At 72.9% G+C, this 23,240-nt stretch carries 24 protein-coding genes; 12 read left to right on the forward strand and 12 right to left on the reverse strand.

Features of this window, described 5'->3' with window-relative positions:
• Positions 1–6: 6 nt before the first annotated feature.
• On the reverse strand, positions 7–411 hold the full coding sequence (locus H7H31_RS20330) for a MerR family transcriptional regulator (protein ID WP_187062261.1): 405 nt from the start codon (positions 409–411) through the stop codon (positions 7–9).
• Positions 412–470: 59 nt separating this feature from the next.
• Here H7H31_RS20330 and H7H31_RS20335 point away from each other — a divergent pair, with 59 nt between their 5' ends.
• The gene (locus H7H31_RS20335) at positions 471–1,280 is read left to right on the forward strand and encodes an SDR family NAD(P)-dependent oxidoreductase (RefSeq protein ID WP_187062249.1); all 810 of its coding nucleotides are present in this window, start codon (positions 471–473) and stop codon (positions 1,278–1,280) included.
• Between the two features lie 105 nt (positions 1,281–1,385).
• Here H7H31_RS20335 and H7H31_RS20340 read toward each other — a convergent pair whose 3' ends face one another.
• From H7H31_RS20340 to H7H31_RS20355, 5 genes are all read right to left on the reverse strand, one after another.
• Complete coding sequence (locus tag H7H31_RS20340; RefSeq protein ID WP_187062250.1) at positions 1,386–2,477, reverse strand: aromatic ring-hydroxylating oxygenase subunit alpha; 1,092 nt, start codon at positions 2,475–2,477, stop codon at positions 1,386–1,388.
• Positions 2,478–2,603: 126 nt separating this feature from the next.
• A complete protein-coding gene (locus H7H31_RS20345; RefSeq protein WP_187062251.1) occupies positions 2,604–2,819 on the reverse strand; it encodes a DUF397 domain-containing protein in 216 nt (71 codons plus the stop codon).
• Between the two features lie 33 nt (positions 2,820–2,852).
• Positions 2,853–3,062, reverse strand: a complete 210-nt coding sequence (locus H7H31_RS20350; protein ID WP_187062252.1) for a DUF397 domain-containing protein — start codon at positions 3,060–3,062, stop codon at positions 2,853–2,855.
• Between the two features lie 33 nt (positions 3,063–3,095).
• A complete protein-coding gene (locus H7H31_RS34145) occupies positions 3,096–3,233 on the reverse strand; it encodes a DUF397 domain-containing protein (protein ID WP_232110334.1) in 138 nt (45 codons plus the stop codon).
• Positions 3,190–4,116 carry a helix-turn-helix domain-containing protein gene (locus H7H31_RS20355; RefSeq protein ID WP_232109978.1) on the reverse strand — a complete coding sequence of 309 codons (927 nt, stop codon included), beginning with the start codon at positions 4,114–4,116 and terminating at the stop codon, positions 3,190–3,192. Before H7H31_RS20355 ends, H7H31_RS34145 begins: the two co-directional genes overlap by 44 nt.
• A 160-nt stretch (positions 4,117–4,276) precedes the next feature.
• Between H7H31_RS20355 and H7H31_RS20360 the strand changes: the two genes are divergently transcribed.
• The 3 genes from H7H31_RS20360 to H7H31_RS20370 are packed head-to-tail and all read left to right on the forward strand — an operon-like array spanning position 4,277 to position 5,060.
• Positions 4,277–4,471, forward strand: coding sequence for a hypothetical protein (locus H7H31_RS20360; protein ID WP_187062254.1), 195 nt, complete (start codon positions 4,277–4,279; stop codon positions 4,469–4,471).
• Positions 4,468–4,785 (forward strand): hypothetical protein, encoded by a 318-nt coding sequence (locus tag H7H31_RS20365; RefSeq protein WP_187062255.1) that lies wholly within the window; start codon positions 4,468–4,470, stop codon positions 4,783–4,785. Before H7H31_RS20360 ends, H7H31_RS20365 begins: the two co-directional genes overlap by 4 nt.
• Positions 4,782–5,060 carry a hypothetical protein gene (locus tag H7H31_RS20370; protein WP_187062256.1) on the forward strand — a complete coding sequence of 93 codons (279 nt, stop codon included), beginning with the start codon at positions 4,782–4,784 and terminating at the stop codon, positions 5,058–5,060. Before H7H31_RS20365 ends, H7H31_RS20370 begins: the two co-directional genes overlap by 4 nt.
• A gap of 262 nt (positions 5,061–5,322) precedes the next feature.
• Here H7H31_RS20370 and H7H31_RS20375 read toward each other — a convergent pair whose 3' ends face one another.
• From H7H31_RS20375 to H7H31_RS20385, 3 genes are all read right to left on the reverse strand, one after another.
• A complete protein-coding gene (locus H7H31_RS20375; protein ID WP_187062257.1) occupies positions 5,323–5,763 on the reverse strand; it encodes a VOC family protein in 441 nt (146 codons plus the stop codon).
• A 443-nt stretch (positions 5,764–6,206) separates the two neighbouring features.
• Positions 6,207–6,605, reverse strand: a complete 399-nt coding sequence (locus H7H31_RS20380) for a PIN domain-containing protein (RefSeq protein ID WP_187062258.1) — start codon at positions 6,603–6,605, stop codon at positions 6,207–6,209.
• Complete coding sequence (locus tag H7H31_RS20385) at positions 6,593–6,844, reverse strand: type II toxin-antitoxin system Phd/YefM family antitoxin (protein ID WP_187062259.1); 252 nt, start codon at positions 6,842–6,844, stop codon at positions 6,593–6,595. The genes H7H31_RS20380 and H7H31_RS20385 overlap by 13 nt, the downstream gene beginning before the upstream one ends.
• Positions 6,845–7,264: 420 nt before the next feature.
• Here H7H31_RS20385 and H7H31_RS20390 point away from each other — a divergent pair, with 420 nt between their 5' ends.
• Entirely contained in the window at positions 7,265–8,191 is a 927-nt protein-coding gene (locus H7H31_RS20390; RefSeq protein WP_187118259.1) for a putative protein N(5)-glutamine methyltransferase, read from the forward strand.
• Here H7H31_RS20390 and H7H31_RS20395 read toward each other — a convergent pair.
• A complete protein-coding gene (locus H7H31_RS20395; protein WP_187059560.1) occupies positions 8,140–8,673 on the reverse strand; it encodes a cupin domain-containing protein in 534 nt (177 codons plus the stop codon). The two genes, H7H31_RS20390 and H7H31_RS20395, sit on opposite strands and share 52 nt — an antisense overlap.
• A 413-nt stretch (positions 8,674–9,086) precedes the next feature.
• On the opposite strand from H7H31_RS20395, the gene H7H31_RS20400 reads away from it, so the two are divergent.
• The 4 genes from H7H31_RS20400 (at position 9,087) to H7H31_RS20415 (ending at position 14,516) form a co-directional block, all read left to right on the forward strand.
• Positions 9,087–9,260, forward strand: a complete 174-nt coding sequence (locus H7H31_RS20400) for a CsbD family protein (RefSeq protein WP_187059588.1) — start codon at positions 9,087–9,089, stop codon at positions 9,258–9,260.
• A gap of 444 nt (positions 9,261–9,704) precedes the next feature.
• A complete protein-coding gene (locus tag H7H31_RS20405) occupies positions 9,705–9,998 on the forward strand; it encodes a hypothetical protein (protein WP_187059589.1) in 294 nt (97 codons plus the stop codon).
• 465 nt (positions 9,999–10,463) lie between these two features.
• Positions 10,464–13,373: an FAD-binding and (Fe-S)-binding domain-containing protein gene (locus H7H31_RS20410; RefSeq protein ID WP_232109980.1), complete on the forward strand. Its 2,910-nt coding sequence runs from the start codon at positions 10,464–10,466 to the stop codon at positions 13,371–13,373.
• A gap of 231 nt (positions 13,374–13,604) precedes the next feature.
• Complete coding sequence (locus H7H31_RS20415; protein ID WP_187062300.1) at positions 13,605–14,516, forward strand: antibiotic biosynthesis monooxygenase; 912 nt, start codon at positions 13,605–13,607, stop codon at positions 14,514–14,516.
• A 238-nt stretch (positions 14,517–14,754) separates the two neighbouring features.
• On the opposite strand, the gene H7H31_RS20420 is transcribed toward H7H31_RS20415, so the two are convergent.
• Together H7H31_RS20420 and H7H31_RS20425 are read right to left on the reverse strand one after the other, a co-directional pair.
• Positions 14,755–16,350, reverse strand: a complete 1,596-nt coding sequence (locus H7H31_RS20420) for a SulP family inorganic anion transporter (protein WP_232109981.1) — start codon at positions 16,348–16,350, stop codon at positions 14,755–14,757.
• A 123-nt stretch (positions 16,351–16,473) separates the two neighbouring features.
• Positions 16,474–17,082, reverse strand: coding sequence for a carbonic anhydrase (locus H7H31_RS20425; protein WP_187062302.1), 609 nt, complete (start codon positions 17,080–17,082; stop codon positions 16,474–16,476).
• A 1,695-nt stretch (positions 17,083–18,777) separates the two neighbouring features.
• Between H7H31_RS20425 and H7H31_RS20430 the strand changes: the two genes are divergently transcribed.
• The 3 genes from H7H31_RS20430 (at position 18,778) to H7H31_RS20440 (ending at position 23,227) form a co-directional block, all read left to right on the forward strand.
• Complete coding sequence (locus H7H31_RS20430) at positions 18,778–19,671, forward strand: TIGR03084 family metal-binding protein (RefSeq protein ID WP_187062303.1); 894 nt, start codon at positions 18,778–18,780, stop codon at positions 19,669–19,671.
• 95 nt (positions 19,672–19,766) lie between these two features.
• Positions 19,767–21,632: an acyclic terpene utilization AtuA family protein gene (locus H7H31_RS20435; protein WP_187062306.1), complete on the forward strand. Its 1,866-nt coding sequence runs from the start codon at positions 19,767–19,769 to the stop codon at positions 21,630–21,632.
• Positions 21,629–23,227 carry an acyl-CoA carboxylase subunit beta gene (locus tag H7H31_RS20440; protein ID WP_187062304.1) on the forward strand — a complete coding sequence of 533 codons (1,599 nt, stop codon included), beginning with the start codon at positions 21,629–21,631 and terminating at the stop codon, positions 23,225–23,227. Before H7H31_RS20435 ends, H7H31_RS20440 begins: the two co-directional genes overlap by 4 nt.
• Positions 23,228–23,240: the final 13 nt, after the last annotated feature.

Genomic DNA, 23,240 nt, shown 5'->3' on the forward strand with positions numbered 1-23,240 from the left:
GTACGCCTACGCCTTGCCCCCGGCCCCGGCCCCTGCCCTGGCTCCGGCCCCGGCGGTGAGCGCCTCGCCCGCGTGGATGATCGAGCTGAGCATGGCGTGGGCGGCCTGGAGCTGTTCGATGGAACGACTCATGCGCTCGCGCTCGTCCCGCAGGTCCTGGGCCATCTCGTCGCAGGTCGGCGCCAGGATCGTCCCCTCGTCGGCCATGCACGGCAGCACCTCCCGGATCAGGTCGGTGTTCAGCCCGGCCGCGAGCAGGACCCGGACCCGGCGCACGGTGGCCACGTCGGAGTCGTCGTACTCGCGGTAGCCGCTGGCCCGCCGCCGTGGTCGCAGCAACCCCTGCTGCTCGTAGTAGCGCAGGCTCCTGGTGCTGACGCCGGAGCGCTTCGCCAGCTCGCCGATGAACATGTGACCCCCGGCATACACGGTTGACTTTGACATTGACGTCAAGGTCTAGCTTAACCGCCATGACAACGAACCGCAGTGCTCAGCAGGTCTCAACTGACAAGCCGCGGAACCTGGTTCAGGATCTGGCGGGCAGGAAGGCCGTCGTGACCGGCGGCACCATCGGCATGGGCCGGGCCATCGTCCAGGCCCTGACCGACCGGGGCGCGGAGGTGGTGTTCACCGGGCGCGGTGACGAGCGCCTGGCTGAGGCGCGGGCGGCGCTCGACACCCCGCTGGCCCACCCGGTGCGCTCCGACGCCACCGACACCACGGCCATCGCGGCCCTCCGCGATCAGGTCGCCGACCGCCTCGGCGGCGTGGACTACCTCTTCGTCAACCAGGGCATCGCCGAGTTCCAGACGTTGGAGGAGGTCACCGAGGAGTCGTGGGACCGCGTCTTCGCCGTGAACACCAAGGGCGCCTTCTTCACCGTTCAGGCGCTGGCGCCGCTGATGGCCGAGGGTGGCTCGATCGTGTTCACCACCGTCTCCAACGACCGGATCTTCCCCGGCCTCAGCGCGTACTCGGCGGCGAAGGAGGCCGTCACCGCCTTCTCGAAGGTGCTCGCCGCCGAGCTGCTGCCGCGCGGGATACGGGTCAACGCGCTCGCCCCCGGCTTCATCCTCACCCCCACCATGGGCGTCGCCGAACTGACCGACGAGCAGCGCGCCGAGTTCGTCGAGCAGGGCAACGCGTCCACGCCGATGGGGCGCGGCGGCACGGTGGAGGAGGTCGCCGCCGCCGCGCTGTACCTCGCGGTCGACGCCACGTTCACCACGGGCGTGGAGCTGCCCGTGGACGGCGGCTTCGGGCAGGGCCTGGGGGAGTGACCTCCGCCGCTGCCCGATGGGTGGCGTTCTCCCACGGCCCGGCCTGACCGGCCGTGGGAGAACGCGGTGCCGCACGGCGCGGTCACCGCCCCGTTCGCGGCCCCGTCACCGGCTGTCCCCGACGGCGGCCGGTCCGGAGTTCTGGGCCGGGCGGGGCCGTGGGGGCCGCGTCGGGACGGCCGGGTGGGGCTCGGTGTAGAACTGCCTGGCCCAACGCCGGAACGGCATGATCGGGCCGTCTCCCTTGGCCAGGCGCGGGCGTTCCAGGTAGATCTTGTTCTGCCAGATGGGGACGTCCTCGCTGGTGTCACGCCACGCCGCCCACACGTACGCGCGCGCGATGAGCGGCGCCAGTCGGTGGACGAACGGGTTGTCGCACCGCAGCGCCACCGAGCTGCGGATCTCCACGTGGAGCGGGTCCACGGGGGTCACGCAGAACCACGCCCGGGCCCGGAACCCGCCGAACTGCTCGCTCTCCACCTGCACCCGTACGACGCCCAGCCCCTGGATGACCACCTTCGAGGCGGGGGTGGTGGAGGCCACCTTGAGCCAGGAACCCTCCGTACGCAGCCGGGAGGTGGTCTGTAGGCGCTCGCCCTCGAACGTCGGCGCCTCGATGATCTCGTGGTGGTAGCCGTGGATCGGGTAGAAGTGCCCGTAGTCCACGATGTTCTCCATGACCTCCTGCGGATGGTCGAGGCGCACGTGTCGCCCGCAGTACGGCTTGGCGAAGCCGGCCGGCGGCAGCGTCTCGATCTCCCACGAGGGCGGCTCGCCAAGGGAGTGCCGCCACACGAAGATCATGCCGTCCAGCTCCCGACACTCCAGCCCGGTCAGCCGGGCCCTGGGCGGCGGCGTGCCGTACCCGGTCGCCACGCACCCACCGTCGGCGTCGAAGCGGAAGCGGTGGAACGGACAGACGATCTCCTCCCCCTCCACGGCCCCGCCGTGCCCCAGGTGCGCGCCCAGGTGCGGGCAGTACGGCTCGATCGCCCGCAGCCGCCCGGAGCGCGTCCGGTAGAGCACCACGTCCGCCCCGGCCAGCCGCCGCGTCACGACACCCCCCGGCGGCACCTCGCCACTGGTCGCCAGGGCGAACCATCCGTCCGGATACGGCAGCCGTGGCGACAACTGTGTATCCGGTACGGACGAGTTGGCCTCACTCCGCCGTAACGCGCCCCAACCAAGCACTGCCATGTACGTCCTCCGTCGCTGACCAGTAACCGTCGGTGGTCACTGCCCAGCCCGCCCCCTCGTACGCGATGCGGCCGGGGCGCTTTGACGGCAACGGGGAGCGTGCGGGGGGCGCTGCGCGCGTGCGGGTCAGGCGGGGAAGTCGCCCGCCTTGATGCCGGCGAGGAACGCGTTCCACGCTGGGGCGTCGAAGGCGAGGGCGGGGCCGTATGGGTCCTTGCTGTCACGGACGGGGACGACGCCGGTAGCGGCTGCGTGGCCGGGGGCCCATTCGATGCAGTTGCCACCGTTGTTGGAGTACGAGGACTTGCGCCAGGTGCTCTGGTGCGGGCGCGAATTGGCCACTTGCGGGTTCCCTTCGCTGGCTGTCTCGGGTTGTCAGGCGGGGAAGTCGCCCGCCTTGATGCCGGCGACGAACGCCGCCCACGCCGCAGTGTCGAAGGCGAGGGCGGGTCCGGCGGGGTCCTTGGAGTCGCGTACGGGGACGACGCCGGGGAGTCCGGTGGCGACTTCGACGCATTCGCCGCCGTTGCCGGCGCTGTAGCTGCTCTTGTGCCAGGTGCCGTGGTGCGAGGGGTTGGTGACCATGTGTGGGTCCTCCTTCGCTGGCCGGGCTCGGAGTTAGGCGTTGAAGTCGCCTGTCTTTACGCCGTCGATGAATGCTTCCCACGCGGGGGCGTTGAAAGACAGGATCGGGCCGTGTGGGTCCTTGCTGTCACGGACGGGGACGACGCCGGGGAATCCGGGGGCTACCTCGATGCAGTCGCCGCCGTTGTCGCCGCTGTAGCTGCTCTTGCGCCATGTCGCCATGCTGAGTTCGGGGGTCATCACGTTGGTTGTACCTCTCCATAACGTCTCTGATCAGGGCGGCAGTCTCGCTGGCTGACAGCGATTCCGTGCGCAGTAAATCGTATGTCCGTCCTGCGTCGCGGACGACGCTTGGGTCATTGACGAAGTGCCCGCTGTTGACTGATTCGGAGTACAGCACCTCGCGGCCTTGCGGCAGGACGATCAAGGACAGCGAGGTGGTGGGGCGCGGGGTCTCTTTCCGCGCGGCGAGCAGTACTTGGATCACCATGTTCGCCGTGCGCTGGACGTTCAGCAGGTGGGCGCACTGATCACGCATGACGTCCGCCCCGCCCACGACGTTGTAGAGCACGCTCTCTTCGAGCACCAAGCGCAGGGGAGGCCCGTCGGCATCAAGGAAGCGCTCTTGCCGACTCAGTCGCGCCTGCACGCGAGCTTCCGCCTGGTCAGGACTTAACCCTTTCCGAGTGAACAGTGCTCGTGCGTAGTCCGGCGTTTGCAAGAGACCAGGCACCAACTGTGTGTGCCAGATGCGGAGCCCAACTGCTTTCGCGTCCATCTCCGCACGTTTCTTGAACCAGTCCGGATGCGCGGGATGGGTGGAGTACCAGTCCACCTTGCCGCACATCTCCACCAGCAACCCACCCGCGTCGAGCAGCTTGTCGAAGACCTTCACGTGTTCCGGGTCCGGCCGGCGCTTGCCCGCCTCGATGTGTCCGATGAGTGAGCGGTCAACCGGTAAGGCTGTCGCCAGTTGGTCCTGGGTCAGCCCCGCTCTGATGCGTAGTTGACGCACGAGCTCGCCGAAAAGTTCGGCCGATGTCGTGCGTCCCACCTGTGGCCTGTGCTTCACGCTCCATCACTCTCCGTATGGGACAGGGGCGCCCCTGTCACGGCTGTGCCGGTAGTGCGCCGGGGCCCTCACGGGCAACGATCGGCAGGGTACGGAGAGTAATCCCGTTGTAGCCGCGGAGTGGGCGGTGGAAGGAAAAATCATGCGCACGATGAGTCTGCGGGTGTACCGCATGCGGCCCGGCGAAAAGCCTTGCCCTGTTGCCAGTTGGGACGTTCGCGTCGACCCGGAGATCGTCACCCGGGGCGAGCTGGAGTACCAGCACCGCGCCGCCGCGTGGGGCGCCTGCCGCTGCCCGCGCCACCGGGACGCGGCCACCGGAGGTGGGGCCGCGTGACGCGGCACCTCGCGCTGGTGGGCGCGCACCGGGTCATCGTCAAGGGGCTTGCCCTGCGGTTCTTCCTCCGGGACGGCGACGCGTGGGAGCCGACGACCGACGTCGACTTCCAACACGCCTACGAACTCTCGCTGTTCGACCCCGACGCGCTCGGCAAGGACGTGCTGTGCCCCAACGCGCGGCGGGTCGAGTACACCACCGACGAGGCGTGGTTCTGGTCGGACGGGGCGAGCGCGGCCGGCATGTGCACCTTCGACGACCGGGAGCCAACGGAGTGCGCCGCGATGGCCCTGCTCGCGGGTGGCGGTTCGTGACGGCGTGTGAGGTGCGGGTCGAACTCCTCGTATGGCATCCGGCCGACCCGGCCGCGCCGCTGGACGTCTCCCGGTCGTGGCCCCGGGTCCTCCAGGTCGCCCGCGCCGGTGCGGCCGGGCCGCCGGGCGTCATCGTGCGGCCGGGCGAACCGGTGCGTACGGCGGCGGGGCGGGTCGCGACCGCGCTGGGCCTTCGGCCGCCGCTCCAGCCGCGCCTGCTCGCCGTGGACCAGCGGCCGGACGAGGGCACGTCGGGGGCGGCCGGGGCGTCGTGACCTCCCGCGCGCTGGGCCGCCACAACCGACTTACGCCGACGTCGGCGAGGCCGTCGCGGCGCGCCCGCTCGTCACGGGTGGTGGCCCGTGAGCGCAGGACGTGCGAGGGCGCGGGACGTACGAGGGTGGGGGGCGGTTGCGCGGGGTTCCGTCCTTGGTGACGTGGGGCAGGCGGGTCACGTCACGGACAGCGGCTCCTGGCTGATCGGGCGGTGCAGAACCTCGGTGATCTCGTTCGGCCGCATGGTTCGGTTCCTCCTGCTCAGCCCAGTTGCTCGGCCAGTCCGACGATGATGCCCGCCGGGCCGCGGAGGTAGCAGAGCAGATAGCTGTCTTCGAACCGGGCGATCTCGCCGACGAGTTCGGCGCCGTGAGGGCGCAGGCGGGCAACGGTGTCCTCAAGGTCGTCGACGGCGAACATGACGCGGTGCGTGCCCAGAACGTTGTGCGGCTGGTTGCGCGATCCTGCGCTGATCACCGCGGGGCTGCGGTACTTCGCCAGTTCGAGCCGGCTGTGACCGTCCGGGGTCCGGACCATCGCGATGTCACAGTGGACGCCGTCGAGCCCGGTGCACTGGTCGGCGAAGGGGCCCTCGACCTCCGCCCTGCCCTCCAGCTCCATACCGAGTTCCACGAAGAACGCGATGGCGGCATCCATGTCCTCGACGACGATGCCGACGTTGTCCATCCGCTGAATCGCCATGCTGGTTTCTCCCTCTTCCTCGTGCGGCCGGTGGTGGCCGCTGATGTCCCCGGGACGGAGCCGGTGGCACGTTCTCGACATCCTCAGACCGCCGCACTCCGCAGCATCCGCATCGCGCCTCAGCACCGCCACAGCAGCCCCGCGAGTCAGGCGCCACCACCGAGGGTGAGTGCGGCGCAGGGGACCGCTCCCATGAAGCCCCGCCCCCGGGCCCGTGCCCTGGCCCGGGCTCGTACCCGTACGCGGTGCCCGCCTCGCCTCCCCTCCCGCCCGGCCGAACGCTTCGAGGGTGCGTTCCACGGGGCGAAGGTGAGGGCGCCGCCTGCCGCGCGGAACTCGCTGTGCTCGTCACGGTGCTGTGTGCAGGCCGCGGCGGGGCGACGTGCCGACGTTGAGACGAGCCTGGGTGGCGCGGTGCGGTAGCTGCCCACTGTCCCGAATCCTCACAACCAACGCACACGAACGCCGGGGAGATCATCGAAGCGCGCGCGCTTGTCATAGGTGACTACCGTGCGCGCGGAGGTCAGGGCAGTGGCCGCAATGATCAAGTCATGGGCGCCTCTGGGTTGGCCAGTCTTCCGCACGTGGGCGAGTAGTCGCGCGTGAGCACGGGCCACATCCACGGTGTACTCCTCCACCGGGACTGTTGCGAGAACAGTGTCGACGAAGGATTGGCGGGCGAGCCGGTTGGTGTTGTCCGCCAGCTCAACGCCCAGGAGTAGTTCTGCGGCCGTGACAGCGGCGATGGCGGGGTCGTCCCCATCGGCCAGCGCATCATCGAGAGCGACTTTCCGACGCTCGATCGCGATCAGTACGCCGGTGTCCAGGATCAGTCGCTCCACGGATCATCCAGGGTCAGTAGCTCGCGGGTGGCATTCACGTCATCCGCGAAAGCGTCGTCGAGTGAGCCAACATGCCGCAGGAGGGCGTCTTTCACGACACGTCCCGTGGCCCCCGGGGCCGGGCTGAGTATGGCCAGACGTTTACCTCCACGCGTGATCACGATGGTTTCACCGCGTTCTGCGCGATCAAGCACGGAGGCGAAGTTTCGTGATGCTTCGGTAGCGGTCATTGTCTTCATGACCTCATTTTCTCAGAGAATCTGATACCCGACAAGGAGAGCGCGGGGCATTGCGGCGGCGGCCCTGAATGGCCTGGCCGAGGTCCCGGGCCACCGCTGCCGGCCCGCCCGGGTCACCGGCCCGGGCGCGTGGGGGCGTGCGACTGGCGTCCGCGCGCCGGTCGGGTACAGTGGCGCGCTCCAGCCGTGGACGGACGAGCGAACGAGGAGGTGAGCCCCATTACCGCAGTGTCAGGTCGGGCGCTCCCCCTCGCATGGGTGCGGTTCATCGCCTAGGTGAACCCAGGGGCCCCGCAGGCGCCTCGAAAGGTTCCCGTGTCACACGTTTACGACGTACCCCGCATTTCCCCCCACGTAGCGCAGTCCCCGACGCACCCGGGCCCGTGCCCGCACCCGTGCCCGGACCTGTCTCCGTACGCGCTGCCCGCCCCGCCTCCCGTCCCGCCCGGCGTGGTCGACCGCCTGCGGGCGGCGGGCTGCGTGTTCGCCGAGGACGAGGCGCGGCTGATCCTGCGTACCGCCCGCACGCCGGAGGAGGTCGAGTCGATGGCGCGGCGCCGGGTGGCCGGGTTGCCGCTGGAGCAGGTGGTGGGCTGGGCCGAGTTCCGGGGGTTGCGGATCTCCCTTGACCCGGGGGTGTTCGTACCCCGGCGGCGTACGGAGTTCCTGGTCAGCCAGGCCGTCGCGCACGCGACTGGCCGGCGGTCGGCGGCGCGGGAGGGGCGGGCCGGGGCCGTCGTGGTGGACCTGTGTTGCGGCTCTGGCGCGGTGGGCGCCGCCCTGGTGGCCGCGCTCGGGCCGCGTACCGCCCTGTACGCCGCCGACGTGGACCCGGCCGCCGTGCGCTGCGCCCGGCGCAACGTCGCCGACATCGGCGGGCGCGTGTACGAGGGCGACCTGTTCGCGGCGCTACCCGCCGCGCTGCGCGGGCGGGTCGACGTGTTGGCGGCGAACGTGCCGTACGTCCCGTCCGACGCGGTCGGGCTGCTGCCGTCCGAGGCCCGCGACCACGAGCCGCTGGTGGCACTCGACGGCGGCACGGACGGGCTCGACGTGCTGCGCCGGGTGGCCGCCGGCGCGCGCGAGTGGCTGGCGCCCGGCGGCTGTGTCCTGGTCGAGACGAGCGAGCGGCAGGCCGCGCAGGCCGCGCTGGCCTTCGTACGGGGCGGGCTGACGGCGCGGCTGACGACCTCGGAGGAGTTGGACGTCACGGTTGTGGTGGGTACCGCCCCGGCCGCCCCGCCTGGCCGGGTGGCGCCGGACTCGCCGGCCGCCCCGGAGGGCCGTACCCACGGCTACGCCGCGCCGCCGCCACCCGCACCCGGCTCGAAGTCCTCCACGAAGTAGCTGTCGTGCCGGTGGCGGAACCGCTTCAGCTCATCGCCGCCGCGCTGGGACATCTCCGCCACCCGCTCGAAGTACTCCTCGCGCGGCGCGCCCGGCGAGAAGAGCATGAGCATGGTCATGGGCTCGTCGGTCGCGTTCTTGAACCCGTGCAGGCCGCCGACCGGCACGTACAGGAAGTCGCCGGCGCGGCCCGTGACCCACTTCTCGCCGTTGTACAGCTCCAGTTCGCCGGAGAGTACGTAGAAGGATTCCGACATCGCCCGGTGGAAGTGCGGCTTGGCACCCGCGGAACGCGCCGCCAACTCCACCTTGTACAGGCCGAACTCGCCACCCGTGGACTCGTTGGTGGCCAGGTAGTGGGTGGTGCCGCCGGGCGAGGAGAGGTCCGGCGGGGCGTCCGCCGGCCGGAAGACCGCGTTCACCTCGCCTTCGGCGCCGTGGTAGCGGGGCTCGGGGTAGGCGAGGGGTTCCAGGTAGGACATGGGTGGCTCCTCTTGCGGTAGCGGTGTGGCCGGTGTGGTGGGCGTTGGTGCGGCCGGGGGGCCGGGGGCCGGGGGCGATTCCGGGCTGACCGGTTGATCGGTTGTGATCTCCATAGTGGGCCCGGAACCTCGGGTGGCGGCATCGGGCCTGGGGCCGGACTGGGCTCGGGCTTGGCCTAGGGCTGTGGTCGTAGGACAGTCACCTGCGACGGGCGAGACAACGGCTCGGGTCTGCCACGGCGGATCGAGCTGGCGACGAGCGGACGCCCGGTCGCCGGGCCGGGGAGGTGGTCCGCGCCCGGTCACTGTTCGCGCCGCGTCCGGTTGCCGTCACCGTCGGCCGTGTTTGAACAGGATCACAGCGGTCAGACGCTTGATGTACCTGATGTCCAGTAGATCAAGGTGTGAGTGACATGGCTGCCGACAAGAAGACCGAGGCCAAGACCGACCAGGCCAAGGGCAAGGTCAAGGAAGCCGCCGGGCGCGCCGTGGGCAACGAGCGCCTCACCGCGGATGGCCGGGCCGACCAGGCCAAGGGCGACGCCCGACACGCCAAGGAAAAGATCAAGGACGTCCTCAAGGACTGACGGCACCCTCGTCTGGGGCCCCTGCCGGCCTCCGGGGCCTCCGGCCCCCCTCTGCTGGGCCCTCGCGGATTCCCCCGTCCGCGAGGGCCCAGTGTCATCGGGTGCGCGCGCGGTCGTGCGGGAGCGGAAGCAGGAGCGGGAGCGGGCGCGGGTGCGGGTGCGGGCGGGGCATGGCCTTGGCCAATCCGGTCGAGTCGTACGCCGCCGGCACGCCGCCGCCACCCGGGCCGAAAAATAGAGACTCGCCACCCGGCCGGAAAAAGAGTGGAGCCGGGCTCCCGTGGGCCGTTACCGTCCTTCCGCCCGCAGTCATCCGCTCTCCGGACAAGGACGTGCCGTTGTACACCCAGTGAGAACCCCCGAGCGCTGTTCCGTCGCGCGTCGCAGTCCTGTGCGCCGCGCTGCTTTTCGCTGCGGTCCTCTCACTGGAAACGGGATTTCTCTGTGTCCACAACCCGGGTGGTTTCCCCCACCTCGCTGTCGGTCGTCCTCCGCCGTTGTTCCCTGTCCGCCTCCGCGCGTTTCCGGGTGACCACCACCTTCCGCCTCACCCTCACCCACCAGCCCTTCGCCGCGCGACTCCGCGCCTCGGCCGTCGTCGACCGGCCGGCCTGGCAGTCCCCGTACGGTCCACCGCAGCGCCGCTCCCACCGTGGCCGGTGGGTGCCCGAGCCGGGGGTGGGCAGGTCGCTGCCCGTCGTCGTACGGCGCGGCCAACTGTGTGAGCAGTGCGACTGATCGGTTCGTGATGCGGTTCGGTCGGGGCGTGCGGTCTGGCCGTACGCCCCGACCCCGGCCCCAGCCCCAGCCCCGGCCCCGCGTCAGGTAGCGGGTGCTGCTGTCTGGGGCTGCGCGCTGGCCATGCCCTGCGGGGCCGGGGTCGCATCCCTCCCGTGCGTCACCCCGCCCCCACCACCCCAGCCCAGGCACGCTAGACCCATGGCGCAGAAGCGGAACGTTCCGGACCCAGGCGACGACCACCGGCGGCCAGACGCGCGGCCGGCCGGCCAGCACCCCCCGACCGGCGACGGGCCACCCCACAAGGACAGCCCGGCCCCCGCAGGGCGGGGGAAACAACCCGGGCGCCCGGCAACCCAACCCCAGCCGCGAACCCAACCCCAACCCCAACCCCAACCCCAACCCCGAAGCCACGCCGAGACCAGCGCCGAGACGCGCGCCCTCACCCACGCCCTCCGCGCCGCCGTGCGCGGCGACGTGGCCGGCGATGCCACCGCCCGCGCGCTGAACACGATGGACGCCTCGAACTACCGCCGCGTGCCGCTCGCCGTCGTCGCGCCGCGCGACGCGGACGACATCGCGGCCACCCTCGCCGTCTGCCGCGAGCACGGGATGCCGGTCGTGCCGCGCGGGGGCGGGACCTCGATCGCGGGGCAGGCGACCGGGGTCGGGGTCGTGCTCGACACGACCCGGTACCTGAACCGCGTCGTCTCGCTCGACCCCGAGGCCCGTACGGCCGTCGTCCAACCCGGTGTCATCTGCGACGAGCTGCGCTCGGCCGCCGCGCCGTACGGGCTGACGTTCGGGCCCGACCCGTCCACGCACAGCCGCTGCACCATCGGCGGCATGATCGGCAACAACTCCTGCGGCGCGCACTCGGTGGCCTGGGGCACCACCGCCGACAACGTGCGGGAGGTGACGGCGCTGCTGTACGGGGGCGAGCGGGTGCGGCTCCTCGGGGAGGGTGGCGGCGGCCTGGACGCGCTGCCCGCCCGCCTGCGGGACGGGTTGCGGTCCCTGGTGGAGGGCGACCTCGCGCTGCTGCGCACCGGGTTCCCCGAGCTGCCGCGCCGCATCTCCGGGTACGCGCTCGACGCGCTGCTGCCGGAGCGCGGCGTCGATCTGGCCCGGGCCTTCACCGGCAGCGAGGGAACCCTCGGGGTGGTCAGCGAGGCGACGGTACGACTGGTGCGGGCGCCGGGGGCGCGGGTGTTGGCGATTCTCGGGTACGCCGACGAGAACGCCGCCGCCGACGCGGCCAGCACGTTGCTGCCGCACGGGCCGCTGACCGTCGAGGGCATGGCCAGCGACCTGGTGGGACCGGTCGCCGCCGCGTCGTTGCCGCGCGGCGGGGCCTGGCTGTTCGTGGAGGTGGGTGGCGACAGCCCGGAGCAGGCGCGGGCGCACGCCGGCGCGCTGCTGCGCGACGCGGCGGCCGAGTGCACCGACAGCGCCGTCATCACCGACCCCGCCCACCAGCGCGCCCTGTGGCGCATCCGCGAGGACGCCTCCGGCACGGCCACCCGGATGTCGGATGGCACGGAGGCGTGGCCCGGGTGGGAGGACTGCGCGGTGCCGCCGGCCCGGCTCGGCGGCTACCTGCGGGACTTCCGCGCCCTGCTCGCCCAGCACGGGCTGCGCGGCACGCCGTACGGGCACTTCGGGGACGGCTGCATCCACGTACGGATCGACTTCGACCTGTTGACCGAGCCCGGCATCGCGCGCTTCCGCGCCTTCTCGTACGACCTGGCCGACCTCGTCGTCGCGCACGGGGGCTCGCTCTCCGGCGAGCACGGCGACGGGCAGGCGCGGGCCGAGTTGCTGCCGAAGATGTACGGGAGCGAACTCGTCCAACTCTTCGAGCGGTTCAAGGACCTGTGGGACCCGGCCGGCGGGATGAACCCGGGGATGCTGGCCAGGCCGCACCGGCTGGACGAGAACCTGCGGTTCGCCGTGTTGCCGCGCGAACCGGTGGACGTCGCGTTCGGCTACCCGGAGGACGGCGGCGACTTCTCCGCGGCGGTGCGGCGCTGCGTGGGCGTGGCCAAGTGCCGTACGGCGTCCGTGAGCGGCGCCGGCGTGATGTGCCCCTCGTTCCGGGCCACCGGCGACGAGCGGCACTCGACCCGGGGCCGGGCCAGGCTGTTGCACGAGATGCTCGCCGGCGAGGTCATCGCGGACGGCTGGCGCTCGACCGAGGTGCGCGACGCGCTCGACCTGTGCCTGTCCTGCAAGGGGTGCCGCACCGACTGCCCGGTGGGCGTGGACATGGCCACGTACAAGGCGGAGTTCCTGCACCACCACTACGCCGGCCGGCTACGGCCCGCCGCGCACTACGCCATGGGCTGGCTGCCGGTGTGGCTGCGGGCCGCCGCCGCGCTCCGGCTGGCGCCGGTGGCGAACGCCGTGTCCCGGGTCGGGCCACTCGCCGCGCTGGCCAAGCGAGTTGGCGGCATCGCGCCCGAACGCGACCTGCCGGAACTGGCCGCCGAACCCTTCCCCCGCTGGTGGCGCGCCCGGGCCCGGCGACGGGCGGGCCGACCCGGAGTGCGGGACAGCGGCCGGGACCGGGGCCGCGGCCGGGATCGGGGCCGCAACCGGGACCGTGCCCAGGATCGGGCCCGGGGCCGCGACCGGCCCACCGTGGTGCTGTGGCCCGACACCTTCACCAGCTACCTCGCGCCGGGCGTCGGACGGGCCGCGGTCGCCGTCCTTGAGGACGCCGGGCTGCGGGTCGTCGTGCCGCCCACCGGGCCGGGCCGGCCGCTGTGCTGCGGGCTGACCTGGGTCTCCACCGGCCAGCTCGACCGGGCCAAGCAGGTGATGCGGCGAACCGTGGACGCGGTGGCCCCGGCTCTCGACGCGGGGTTGCCGCTGGTCGTCCTCGAACCGAGCTGCGCCGCGACACTCCGCGGCGACCTGCCCGAACTCCTCGGCCCCGACACGCCAGGCGCGGCCCGACTCGCCGCGTCGGTGCTCACCTTCGCGCAGGTCCTGGACCAGTACGCGCCGAACTGGCGCCCACCGCGCCTGGACCGCCCCGTCGTCGGCCAGACCCACTGCCACCAGCACGCCGTGCTCGGCGACGCGGCCGAGCGCACGCTGCGCGAGCGGGCCGGGCTGACCGGCGAACTCAGCGGCGGCTGCTGCGGCCTCGCCGGCAACTTCGGCTTCGAGGCCGGGCACTACGAGGTCTCGGTGGCCTGCGCCGAGGAGACGCTGCTGCCCGCCGTACGGGACCGGCCCGCCGGCGCCGAGGTGCTGGCGGACGGGTTCTCCTGCCGTACGCAACTCCACCAACTCGCCGGCCAGCGCGCCCGCCACCTGGCCGAGGTGCTGGCGGAGGCGCTGGCCGAACGGCGGGACGAAGAGTGAGCCGCCGCCCGTCCCGAACGGGGCTTGACTTCAACCGTGGTTGAACTTCGAGGATGGACACCATCCGCGCCGCGCCCCCGGCCCGCAGGCCAGCGCACGCGTGCGTCGCTCACGGCAGGGGACGGCAAGGGCGACGCCGCCCGGCGCCCGGGCCCGGGGCACGGCGCGGACCGGCACGCATGCGCGGCGCGCACGCGCGTGCGCGCCGCCCGGACGACGAGGAGACCGGCGATGACCGCAGAGGACCGTACGACCACGCCTACGAGGCCGGTCGGGGCGGCCGAGGCGCGCGAGGCGGCTGAACCGGCCGGCGGGCCGCCCGCCTATCCGGACGCCACCAGGGCCGACGCCGGCCTGGCCACGTTCAGCACCTGGCGGGTGGGCACGCCCGAGCGGCAGCGCGCCGCCGTGGCTGCCATCGCCGCCACCTGGCAGCGACTGCCCTGGCCCACGCCCGAGCTGCTGGGATACAGCGTGTACACCGGCACCGACGGCGAGACGCTGTTGCACTACGCGCAGTGGACGAGTGAGGCGGCGCGCGAGGCGTACCTCCGGGCGGGGCGGCAGGCGGCGCACGCGGCCGAGATCGACGCCGCGGTGCCGGGCATCGAGCGCGACGGGGTGACGTCCTACCGCCTGTACCGCAGCGCCTTCACGCCGGGCGCGCGCGGCCCGCGGGCGCCGGCCGTCGGCTGCGCCATCGCCGTGACCATCGACTTCGACGGCCCGGACGAGGCGCGGCTGCGGCGCTGGGTGGACGGCTGGTTCGACGGGGACGAGCCGGAGGTCGACGACTTCGACGGGCTGCTCGCGGCGCACTTCCACGTGAGTACGGACGGCACGCGGGTGCTCAACTACGCGGAGTGGGTGAGCGCCCAGGCGCACATCGACGCGCTGGCCGCGATGCACCAGGACCACCCGGCCGACGACGCCGGCGAGGAGCCCGACGCCCACGAGGAGCCCGACGCCGGTCGGCCCGAGCCCGCCCAGGCCCCACGGGCCGCCGGTGACGGTGACAGCGACGGCGACGCAGACGACGACCAGTGGGAGAGCCAGTTGGCGTTCTCCGGCCTGAGGTCCACCAGCTTCCAGCGGTACCACCTGAGCTGGACCCGCACCGCCCCCCGCCCCGGCTCCGCCTGAGCCCCCGACGTACCCGTACCCGTACGCGCCCTCGTACGCCCACCCCCACGTGCCCACGCGCCCGAGCGGACCGGGCGAACGAACAGCCCACGCGCCCGAACGGACCGGGCGCACGAACAGCCCACGTCCGCGAACAGGCCGGGCACACCACCGGGCCGGGCGCGGCGGAGGTCGCCGGGCCCGGCCCGGTGGTGCGTGCCCCGTCCCCCTGGCGGGGGCGGGGCGGTCGGGGCGACGGTCAGGCGGTCACCCGCTCGCGTTCCTTCTCGGTGAGCCCGTCCGCCGGGGCGGGCGGCAGCGCGTCGGCCTCGGCCGTGGCGTCGGCGGTGGGGTCGGCCTTGGGGTCGGCCGGAGCCTTCGCCGCGCCGTCGACCCGCGCCTCGGCGGCGATCCGTACCGGCACCGTGCCCTCGTCGTTGTGCCGCTCGGCCCAACTGGTGAGGGCCGTGCTGCACGCGTGGTCGAGGTGGCGCAGGCCGGACAGGTCCAGCTCGATGGGCCGGTCGGCGGGCAGCCCCTCCAGCGTGTCGAGCATCTTCGGGAGCCGGAGGAACGTCGCGTTGCCGGTGAGGGAGACGCGGATGGTGCCGCTCGGCGTCTCCTTGACCGAGGTGTGGATGTGCGAGGTCTCCCAGGCCGTCTTGATGATGGACAGTGCCAGGCCGATCAGCACGCCCTCGAACATGTTGACCGCCACGATGGATATGGCCGTGACGCCCAGGATGATCGCCTCACCCCGGTGCTTGCGCCACATCGGCACCAGGTGGCCCAGCGGCAGCAGCTTCCACCCCGCGTGCACCAGGACGCCGGCGAGGGCGGCGAGCGGGATGAGGCCGATGACGGCCGGCAGCAGCGCGGCGAACAGCAGCAGCCACACGCCGTGCAGCACCCGGGACGCCTTGGTGACGGCCCCGGCGTGCACGTTGGCCGAGCTGCGCACGATGACCGCGGTCATCGGCAGCGCGCCGAGCACGCCGCAGAGCGTGTTGCCCGCGCCCTGCGCCATCAGCTCCTTGTCGTAGTCGGTTCGCGGCCCGTCGTGCAGCCGGTCCACCGCCGCCGCGCTGAACAGGCTCTCGGCGGACGCGATGAGGGTGAAGGCCACGATGGTGCCGATGAGCCCGACCTGGGCCAGGTCGTCGAAGTCGTCGCCGCCCGGCACGTTCACCGAGTCGAGCAGGCCCTGCACCTTGACCTTGGCGATCGACAGGTCGGCCAGCGCGGTCACGCCGGTGGCCAGCAGGACGGCGGCCAGCGCGCCGGGTACGACCCGTACCTTCGCGGGCAGGTACGGCCAGGTGGCGAGGATCGCCACGACGCCGGCGCCGACCGCGAAGGCGATCAGCGCGTCGCCGCTCCCGGCGATGTCGCCGACCAGACCGGGCAGCCCGGTGATCTTGTCGAGGCCGGTCTTGGGCGCGGTGATGTCGCCCATCGCGTACAACTGGCCGGCGATGATGACCAGGCCGATGCCGGCGAGCATGCCCTCGACCACGGATATGGAGATGGCGCGGAACCAGCGGCCGAACCCCAGTGCGCCGAGGGCGAGTTGGGCCAGTCCGCTGGCCAGCACGATGACGCCGAGGGCGCCGAGACCGTACGTCTCGACCGCCTCGTAGACGAGCACGGTCAGGCCCGCGGCCGGGCCGCTGACCTGGAGGCTGCTGCCGGGGAGCAGGCCGGTGACGATGCCGCCGACGATGCCCGTGATCAGCCCTACTTCGGCCGGCACGCCGGAGGCGACGGCGACGCCGACGCACAGGGGCAGGGCGACGAGGAAGACGACGAGTGAGGCGGCGAAGTCACGCCGCAGGGTGAGGGCGGTGGGGCGCATGGTGTCCTCGCGATGCGGTTTGCCGCGGCTCGGTGGCACGGGGCCGGGAGCCGCGGGCGGTCTGGGGGGCTGGGCGGAGTCGGACGGTTCGACCGTCGGGTGAGCGTCGTCCGTCATCGGGGCTCACAGCGGGAGGAACGCGTCGTCGGCCGGCCGGTGTTCGAGCACGGCGCCGGTGTGCACCTCGTAGAACCAGCCGTGCAGCCCGAGCGTGCCGGCGGCCAGCCGGCGCTCGACGCACGGGTAGCCGCGCAGTCGCTCCAACTGGGCCAGCACGTGCGCCTGGACCGGGAGCGCGACCTCCGGCCCGTGGTCGCCTGGCTCCAGCGGGCCCTCGGGCCCGGTGGGGGAGTGGGTGGCGTGCGCCAGCCAGTTGGAGACGGCCGGTACGGCGGTCAGGTCCTCGCCACGGACGAGCGCGCCGACGGCGCCGCAGTGCGAGTGGCCGCACACCACGATGTCCGCGACACCGAGCACCTCCACCGCGTACTCGATGGTGGCGGTCTCGCCGCTGGGGTGCTCCGGGCGGTACGCGGGCACGATGTTGCCCGCCGTACGCAGCTCGAACAGCCCGCCCGGGCGCGCGCCGGTGATCAGCGTCGGGACGACGCGGGAGTCGGAGCAGGTGATGAACAGCGCCTCCGGCGACTGTCCGGCGGCCAGCGCCGCCAGGTCGGCGCGCTGGTGAAGCTGGTCACGAAAGGTACGGGCGTGGTCGATGAGGGATTTCATGTCAGTTGCCTCCTGCGCTGAAGGGGGGTGCGCATCGGTACGAACTGGCGTATAGGGAACAGGGAGGGCCCAGGCGGAGCCGTCCCGAGCAGGGGAGAGGGTGGCCGCTCCTGACGGGCGGCCGACGCGCGGCCCATGGGGAACCACCGGTGTGGGGGCCGAGGTACGGCCATCGTCACCGGTCGGTGCCGCGCCCGGATGGGGCGCGCGGGAGTCACCGGGGGCACGCGGTGGCGTACCCGCGGCGTGGGCGGCGCGTCAGGGGTGTGTCGGATGCTCGGAAGGTCGCCAGGGGGCGGACCGCCGCTGAGGGCCGGGTCCGGACCGCTACGGCCGGAGTGCGGCCGGTCCGCGGTTCCACGGGGCACGACGGTGGGCCCGGCGCGGAGCGCGGCGTGGGTCCGGGCCGGGCGTGGGCGCCGGTCCGGTGCTCTTACGCGGCCATCTCAGCAGCGAAAGACCTGGAGCATGACGGGCAGAGCCGCCCCGCGTTCTCGGTGTTGCCCGAGCGACGCGCAGTCGGGGCCGCCCGGCCCTGGGGCGCCACACGCGCGCGCGGCGTGCGTGACGGGCGTCGAGCTGCACGGCCGGGAGGTTGGCGGCGCGGTCTGGGTCGTGCCGTAGCGGCCCGACGACGATGACCGAGCGGGCAACTCCTCGCCCTGCCGGGGCTGCCGTGGAGAGTCCTCACACAGCCTGATGGTCTCCGCCGCCTGGCCGGCGCTGTACGAACCGGCGGGGGCGGGGGCGGCGGCCTGCGCGGTCGGAACGCTCAACAGCACGGCCAGCATGGCGCCGATCACGGCTGCCAGCAGGCTGAGTGCCGCCCGTTTCCGTACCACCGCACCGCCCTCGTCCGAGAGTTCAGGAGACCTGGAGAAAACACCCGCTGAGTAAGGGGTGTCCCTGGCTCGCACCCAGGACTTTCAGCGTATAACCCGATGACTGCGCACGCGCGCGCGCCGAAGTAAACGTCTGGTTTCCGAGCTGTGGAGAGCGGCCGATATGCGGTTTCGGACGGCCGCTATGACCTGCGCGTATGGCCTGGAAGGTGACCCAACTAGCTACAAAAGGCGGCAAGTTGCCGACCGTGGAGCGTCACCTGGGACGGCCGACAGCCACTGTGACCTCGCCCACCTGGTCTTATCTGGCCACCGAGTTCGCCCGAATCCTTTCGCTGACGCGCCGCTGTAGGCCGATAGGGGGTGCGATAGGGGCCGGTGGGGGCGTGCGCGGCGCGTGTGACTCGAAGAAAATAATGCAATCACGCTTGCTTGTTTATGCCGACGCTGTCACTCTCGTTCTCGGCGCCGGGCACATGGCCCCGGCGCTCGTCGCGCGGCGTGCCCACAGTCGCGCCGGCGATCCCCAACGCCCGTTGTCCGCCTGGCCCGTGACCGTTCCCATCCGCTTGTGCACCGCTTCCGAGCCGTTGCGATCCGGACCCGAGCCGTACTGGTTCGATCCCGATCCGTTCTGGCGCGTACCTGAGCGATGCCGCCCGCCCCCCCCCGCGCGGCCACGCTCCGGCCGCTGCCTGGACCGGGCCGGCGCGCTGTCCGAACGGGCCGTTCCGCCGGTGGGCGCGAGCGGCCCGGACATCGCGACGAGCACCACCGGAAGAAGGCACCCGAGCAGCACCCCAGCAGCACCCGAACAGCACCCGAGGAGCACCCGAGGAGATGGGGAGCGCACATGGCCGACACCGCCGCCCTGCTCGATGACCTACGGGCCGAGGGCGACGACCTGGACGCGCTGGTCGCCGGGCTCGACCCCAGCCAGTGGGCCCGGCCGACGCCCGCCGTCGGCTGGACCATCGCGCACCAGATCGCCCACCTGGCCTGGACCGACGCGCGGGCGAGCGAGGCCGCGTCGGCGCCGGAGGTGTTCGCGCGGGAGGTCGAGAAGGCCGCCGCCGCGCCGGAGCGCTTCGTCGACGAGGGCGCGGCGGCCGGCGCGCTGGAACCGCCGGCCACCCTCCTCGCCCGCTGGCGCGCCGGCCGCGCCGCGCTCAGCGAACTCCTCGCCGCGCGGCCCGAGGGCGCGAAGCTGCCGTGGTACGGGCCGCCGATGGGCGTCGCCTCGATGGCGACCGCCCGGCTGATGGAGACCTGGGCGCACGGGCAGGACGTGGCGGACGCGCTCGGCGTGCACCGCACACCCACCGCGCGGCTGCGGCACATCGCCCACATCGGCGTACGGGCGCGCGACTACGCCTATGCGATCAATCAACTCGGCCCACCGAAAGAAGAGTTCAGGGTGGAGCTGGTGGCCCCCGACGGGGCGCTGTGGACGTACGGGCCGCCCGAGGCGTCCCAGCGCGTCAGCGGGCCCGCGCTGGACTTCTGCCTGCTCGTCACGCAGCGCGCGCACCGCGACGACCTAGCCCTACGGGTGGACGGCGGCGAGGCCAGGCGCTGGCTCGGCATCGCCCAGGCGTTCGCCGGCCCGCCGGGCGCGGGCCGCCCCGCCGGAAGCCTGGCCGGCGCCGCCGTGGCCGCCGCGCACGCGGCGGTGTCTCCGACCGCCGACAGCGACGGGCCCGGCGCGGGCCGCTGCCGAACCAAGCGGCGCGGAGGCGAGGCATGAGCGCGAACGCGGATACGGAAGCGGAGAGTTGGGGCCCGACGAGTTCGGGTGTGGAGGTCTCGGGCGCGGAGAGTTCGGGTGTGGCGGGGCGGCCGATGGGTGGGGCCGAGGCCGCGCGGGCCGGGCTCCCGGCGCCGGCGCCGCTGCGGATCGGGAACGCGTCCGGGTTCTACGGGGACCGGTTCGACGCCGTGCGCGAGATGCTCACCGGCGGCCCGCTGGACGTGCTGACCGGCGACTACCTGGCCGAACTGACCATGCTCATCCTCGGCCGGGACCGCCTGAAGGACCCGAACCGTGGCTACGCCAAGACCTTTCTGCGGCAGTTGGAGGAGGGGCTCGGGCTCGCCGTCGAGCGCGGCGTGCGGATCGTGACCAACGCGGGCGGGCTCGCCCCGGCCGCGCTCGCCGACGCCGTACGCGAACTCGCCGACCGGGTCGGCGTCCCGGTACGCGTCGCGCACGTGGAGGGCGACGACGTGTTGGAGCGCGCGCAGCGCGAGGGCTGGGGCCAGGGCGCGCTGACCGCCAACGCCTATCTGGGCGGCGCGGGCATCGCCGCCTGCCTGCGGGCCGGCGCCGATGTCGTGGTCACCGGCAGGGTGACCGACGCGGCCCTGGTCAGCGGGCCCGCCGCCGCGCACTTCGGGTGGGCGCCGGACGACTGGGACGCGCTGGCCGGCGCCGTCGTCGCGGGCCACGTCCTGGAGTGCGGCGCGCAGGCCACCGGCGGCAACTACGCCTTCTTCACCGAACACCTGCCCCGCCCGCCGGCCGCGCCCAACCCTCCCCAGTCCTCCGCCGAACCCTTCAATCAACCCTTCACCGCGCCCCTTCCGCACCAGGCGTCCCCGGCCGGCCCCACCGAAGCCGGAACCGGGCGACGCGCCCCGTACCGCCCCGGCTTTCCGCTCGCCGAGATCCACGCCGACGGCTCGTGCGTGATCACCAAGCACCCGGGTACGGGCGGCGCCGTCACCACCGAGACCGTGACGGCCCAACTCCTCTACGAGACGCAGGGCGCGCGCTACGCGGGCCCCGACGTCACCGCCCGGCTCGACACGCTGCGCCTGGCGCGGGAGGGCCCCGACCGGGTGCGGATCAGCGGCGCGCGTGGCGAGGCCCCGCCGCCCGACGTGAAGGTCGGGCTGACCCGGCTCGGCGGCTGGCGGAACGAGGTCACCTTCGTCCTGACCGGCCTGGACATCGAGGCCAAGGCCGCCCTCGTACGGGACCAGGTGGAGGAGGCGTTGGCCGGTCAGCGGCCCGCCGAGGTGCGCTGGACGCTGGCGCGGACCGACCGCGCGGACGCCGCCGTGCAGGAGGAGGCCAGCGCGCTGCTGCGGCTGGTGGCGCGCGATCCACGGCCGGAGCCGGTGGGGCGCGCCCTGAGCGGCGCGGCCGTCGAACTCGCCCTCACGAGCGTCCCCGGCTTCCACGTCACCGCCCCGCCCGGCAAGGGCGCCCCGTACGGCGTCTTCGAGGCCGCCTTCGTGCCGGCGGCCGGTGTGCCGCACACGGCGGTATTGCCCGGCGGCGAGCGGCATTCCGTCGACCCGCCGGCGCACACCCGAGGGTTGCTCCCGCTCGACGCGCCGCCGCTGCCCGAGCCGCTGCCGCCCGGGCTGCCCATGGTCCGGGCCCCGCTCGGCCGCGTCGTCGGGGCCCGCAGCGGCGACAAGGGTGGCAGCGCCAACATCGGCGTGTGGGCCCGCTCGGACGCCGGCTGGCGCTGGCTGGCCCATGAACTCACCGTCGAGCGACTGCGTCATCTCCTCCCGGAGGTCGAAGAGTTGCCGATCACCCGACACCTGTTGCCCAACCTGCGCGCGCTCAACTTCCTCGTCGAAGGGTTGCTGGGCGAGGGCGTCGCGGCCCAGGCCCGGTTCGACCCGCAGGCCAAGGCCGTCGGCGAGTGGCTGCGCGCCCGCCAACTCGACCTACCGGAGGTGCTGTTGTGACCGCCATCGCGTCGGCGCTCGACACGACGAGCCCCGAGTACGCCGCCCACCGGGAGGCCATGCTCGACAAGCTCGCCGCCGTCGAGGCCGAACACGCCAAGGCCATCGCCGGCGGCGGCGAGAAGTACGTCGCCCGGCACCGGAAGCGCGGCAAGCTGCTGGCCCGTGAGCGGATCGAACTCCTCGTGGACCCCGACACCCCCTTCCTCGAACTCTCCCCGCTCGCCGCCTGGGGCAGCGACTACGCCGTGGGCGCGGCCCTGGTCACCGGCATCGGCGTGGTCGCGGGGGTGGAGTGCCTGATCACGGCCAACGACCCGACCGTACGCGGTGGCGCCAGCAACCCGTGGACGCTGAAGAAGGCGCTGCGCGCCAACGAGATCGCCCGCGCCAACCGGCTGCCGTGTATCTCGTTGGTCGAGTCGGGCGGCGCCGACCTGCCCAGCCAGAAGGAGATCTTCATCCCCGGCGGCGCCCTGTTCCGGGACCTCACCCGGCTCTCGGCCGCCGGCATCCCCACCGTGGCCGTGGTGTTCGGCAACTCGACCGCCGGCGGCGCGTACGTCCCCGGCATGTCCGACCACACGATCATGGTCAAGGAGCGGGCGAAGGTCTTCCTCGGCGGTCCGCCGCTGGTCAAGATGGCCACCGGCGAGGAGAGCGACGACGAGTCGCTGGGCGGCGCCGACATGCACGCCCGCGTCTCCGGGCTCGCCGACTACTTCGCCGTGGACGAGCGGGACGCGCTGCGCCAGGCCCGCCGCGTCGTCGCCCGCCTCAACTGGTCCAAGGCGCACGCCGACCCGCCACCGGCCGAGCCGCCCAAGTACGCCGAGGAGGAGTTGCTGGGCATCGTGCCCGGCGACCTCAAGGTCCCGTTCGACCCGCGCGAGGTGATCGCCCGCCTCGTGGACGGCTCGGACTTCGACGAGTTCAAGCCGCTGTACGGGCCGAGCCTGGCCACCGGCTGGGCCACCCTGCACGGCTACCCGGTCGGCATCCTGGCCAACGCGCGGGGCGTGCTGTTCTCGGCCGAGTCGCAGAAGGCGGCCCAGTTCATCCAACTCGCCAACCAGCGCGACACCCCGCTGGTCTTCCTGCACAACACCACCGGCTACATGGTCGGCAGGGAGTACGAGCAGGGCGGCATCATCAAGCACGGCGCCATGATGATCAACGCGGTCTCCAACTCGACCGTCCCGCACCTGTCCGTGCTGATGGGAGCCTCGTACGGGGCTGGTCACTACGGCATGTGCGGCCGGGCGTACGACCCGCGCTTCCTGTTCGCCTGGCCCAGCGCCAAGTCCGCCGTGATGGGCCCGCAGCAACTCGCCGGCGTGCTGTCCATCGTCGCCCGCGCCTCGGCCGCCGCGAAGGGTCAGCCGTACGACGACGAGGGGGACGCGGCGCTGCGCGCCATGGTGGAGCAGCAGATCGAGTCCGAGTCGCTGCCGATGTTCCTGTCCGGCCGGCTGTACGACGACGGCGTGATCGACCCGCGCGACACCCGCACCGTCCTCGGCCTGTGCCTGTCGGCCATCCACACCGCACCGGTCGAGGGCGCCCGTGGCGGCTTCGGCGTCTTCCGGATGTGAGGCACCCCGTGAG

It is taken from the genome of Streptomyces buecherae (assembly GCF_014295035.1).
GTDB lineage: Bacteria > Actinomycetota > Actinomycetes > Streptomycetales > Streptomycetaceae > Streptomyces > Streptomyces youssoufiensis.

What these genes read in the sequence shown, in the direction of transcription:
- H7H31_RS20330 (WP_187062261.1), bottom strand. Translation starts at nt 411, where the DNA reads ATGTTCATCGGCGAGCTGGCGAAGCGCTCCGGCGTCAGCACCAGGAGC.
- H7H31_RS20335 (WP_187062249.1), top strand. Translation starts at nt 471, where the DNA reads ATGACAACGAACCGCAGTGCTCAGCAGGTCTCAACTGACAAGCCGCGG.
- H7H31_RS20340 (WP_187062250.1), bottom strand. Translation starts at nt 2,477, where the DNA reads ATGGCAGTGCTTGGTTGGGGCGCGTTACGGCGGAGTGAGGCCAACTCG.
- H7H31_RS20350 (WP_187062252.1), bottom strand. Translation starts at nt 3,062, where the DNA reads ATGGTCACCAACCCCTCGCACCACGGCACCTGGCACAAGAGCAGCTAC.
- H7H31_RS20360 (WP_187062254.1), top strand. Translation starts at nt 4,277, where the DNA reads ATGCGCACGATGAGTCTGCGGGTGTACCGCATGCGGCCCGGCGAAAAG.
- H7H31_RS20375 (WP_187062257.1), bottom strand. Translation starts at nt 5,763, where the DNA reads ATGGCGATTCAGCGGATGGACAACGTCGGCATCGTCGTCGAGGACATG.
- H7H31_RS20385 (WP_187062259.1), bottom strand. Translation starts at nt 6,844, where the DNA reads ATGAAGACAATGACCGCTACCGAAGCATCACGAAACTTCGCCTCCGTG.
- H7H31_RS20395 (WP_187059560.1), bottom strand. Translation starts at nt 8,673, where the DNA reads ATGTCCTACCTGGAACCCCTCGCCTACCCCGAGCCCCGCTACCACGGC.
- H7H31_RS20400 (WP_187059588.1), top strand. Translation starts at nt 9,087, where the DNA reads ATGGCTGCCGACAAGAAGACCGAGGCCAAGACCGACCAGGCCAAGGGC.
- H7H31_RS20415 (WP_187062300.1), top strand. Translation starts at nt 13,605, where the DNA reads ATGACCGCAGAGGACCGTACGACCACGCCTACGAGGCCGGTCGGGGCG.
- H7H31_RS20420 (WP_232109981.1), bottom strand. Translation starts at nt 16,350, where the DNA reads ATGCGCCCCACCGCCCTCACCCTGCGGCGTGACTTCGCCGCCTCACTC.
- H7H31_RS20425 (WP_187062302.1), bottom strand. Translation starts at nt 17,082, where the DNA reads ATGAAATCCCTCATCGACCACGCCCGTACCTTTCGTGACCAGCTTCAC.
- H7H31_RS20430 (WP_187062303.1), top strand. Translation starts at nt 18,778, where the DNA reads ATGGCCGACACCGCCGCCCTGCTCGATGACCTACGGGCCGAGGGCGAC.
- H7H31_RS20435 (WP_187062306.1), top strand. Translation starts at nt 19,767, where the DNA reads ATGGGTGGGGCCGAGGCCGCGCGGGCCGGGCTCCCGGCGCCGGCGCCG.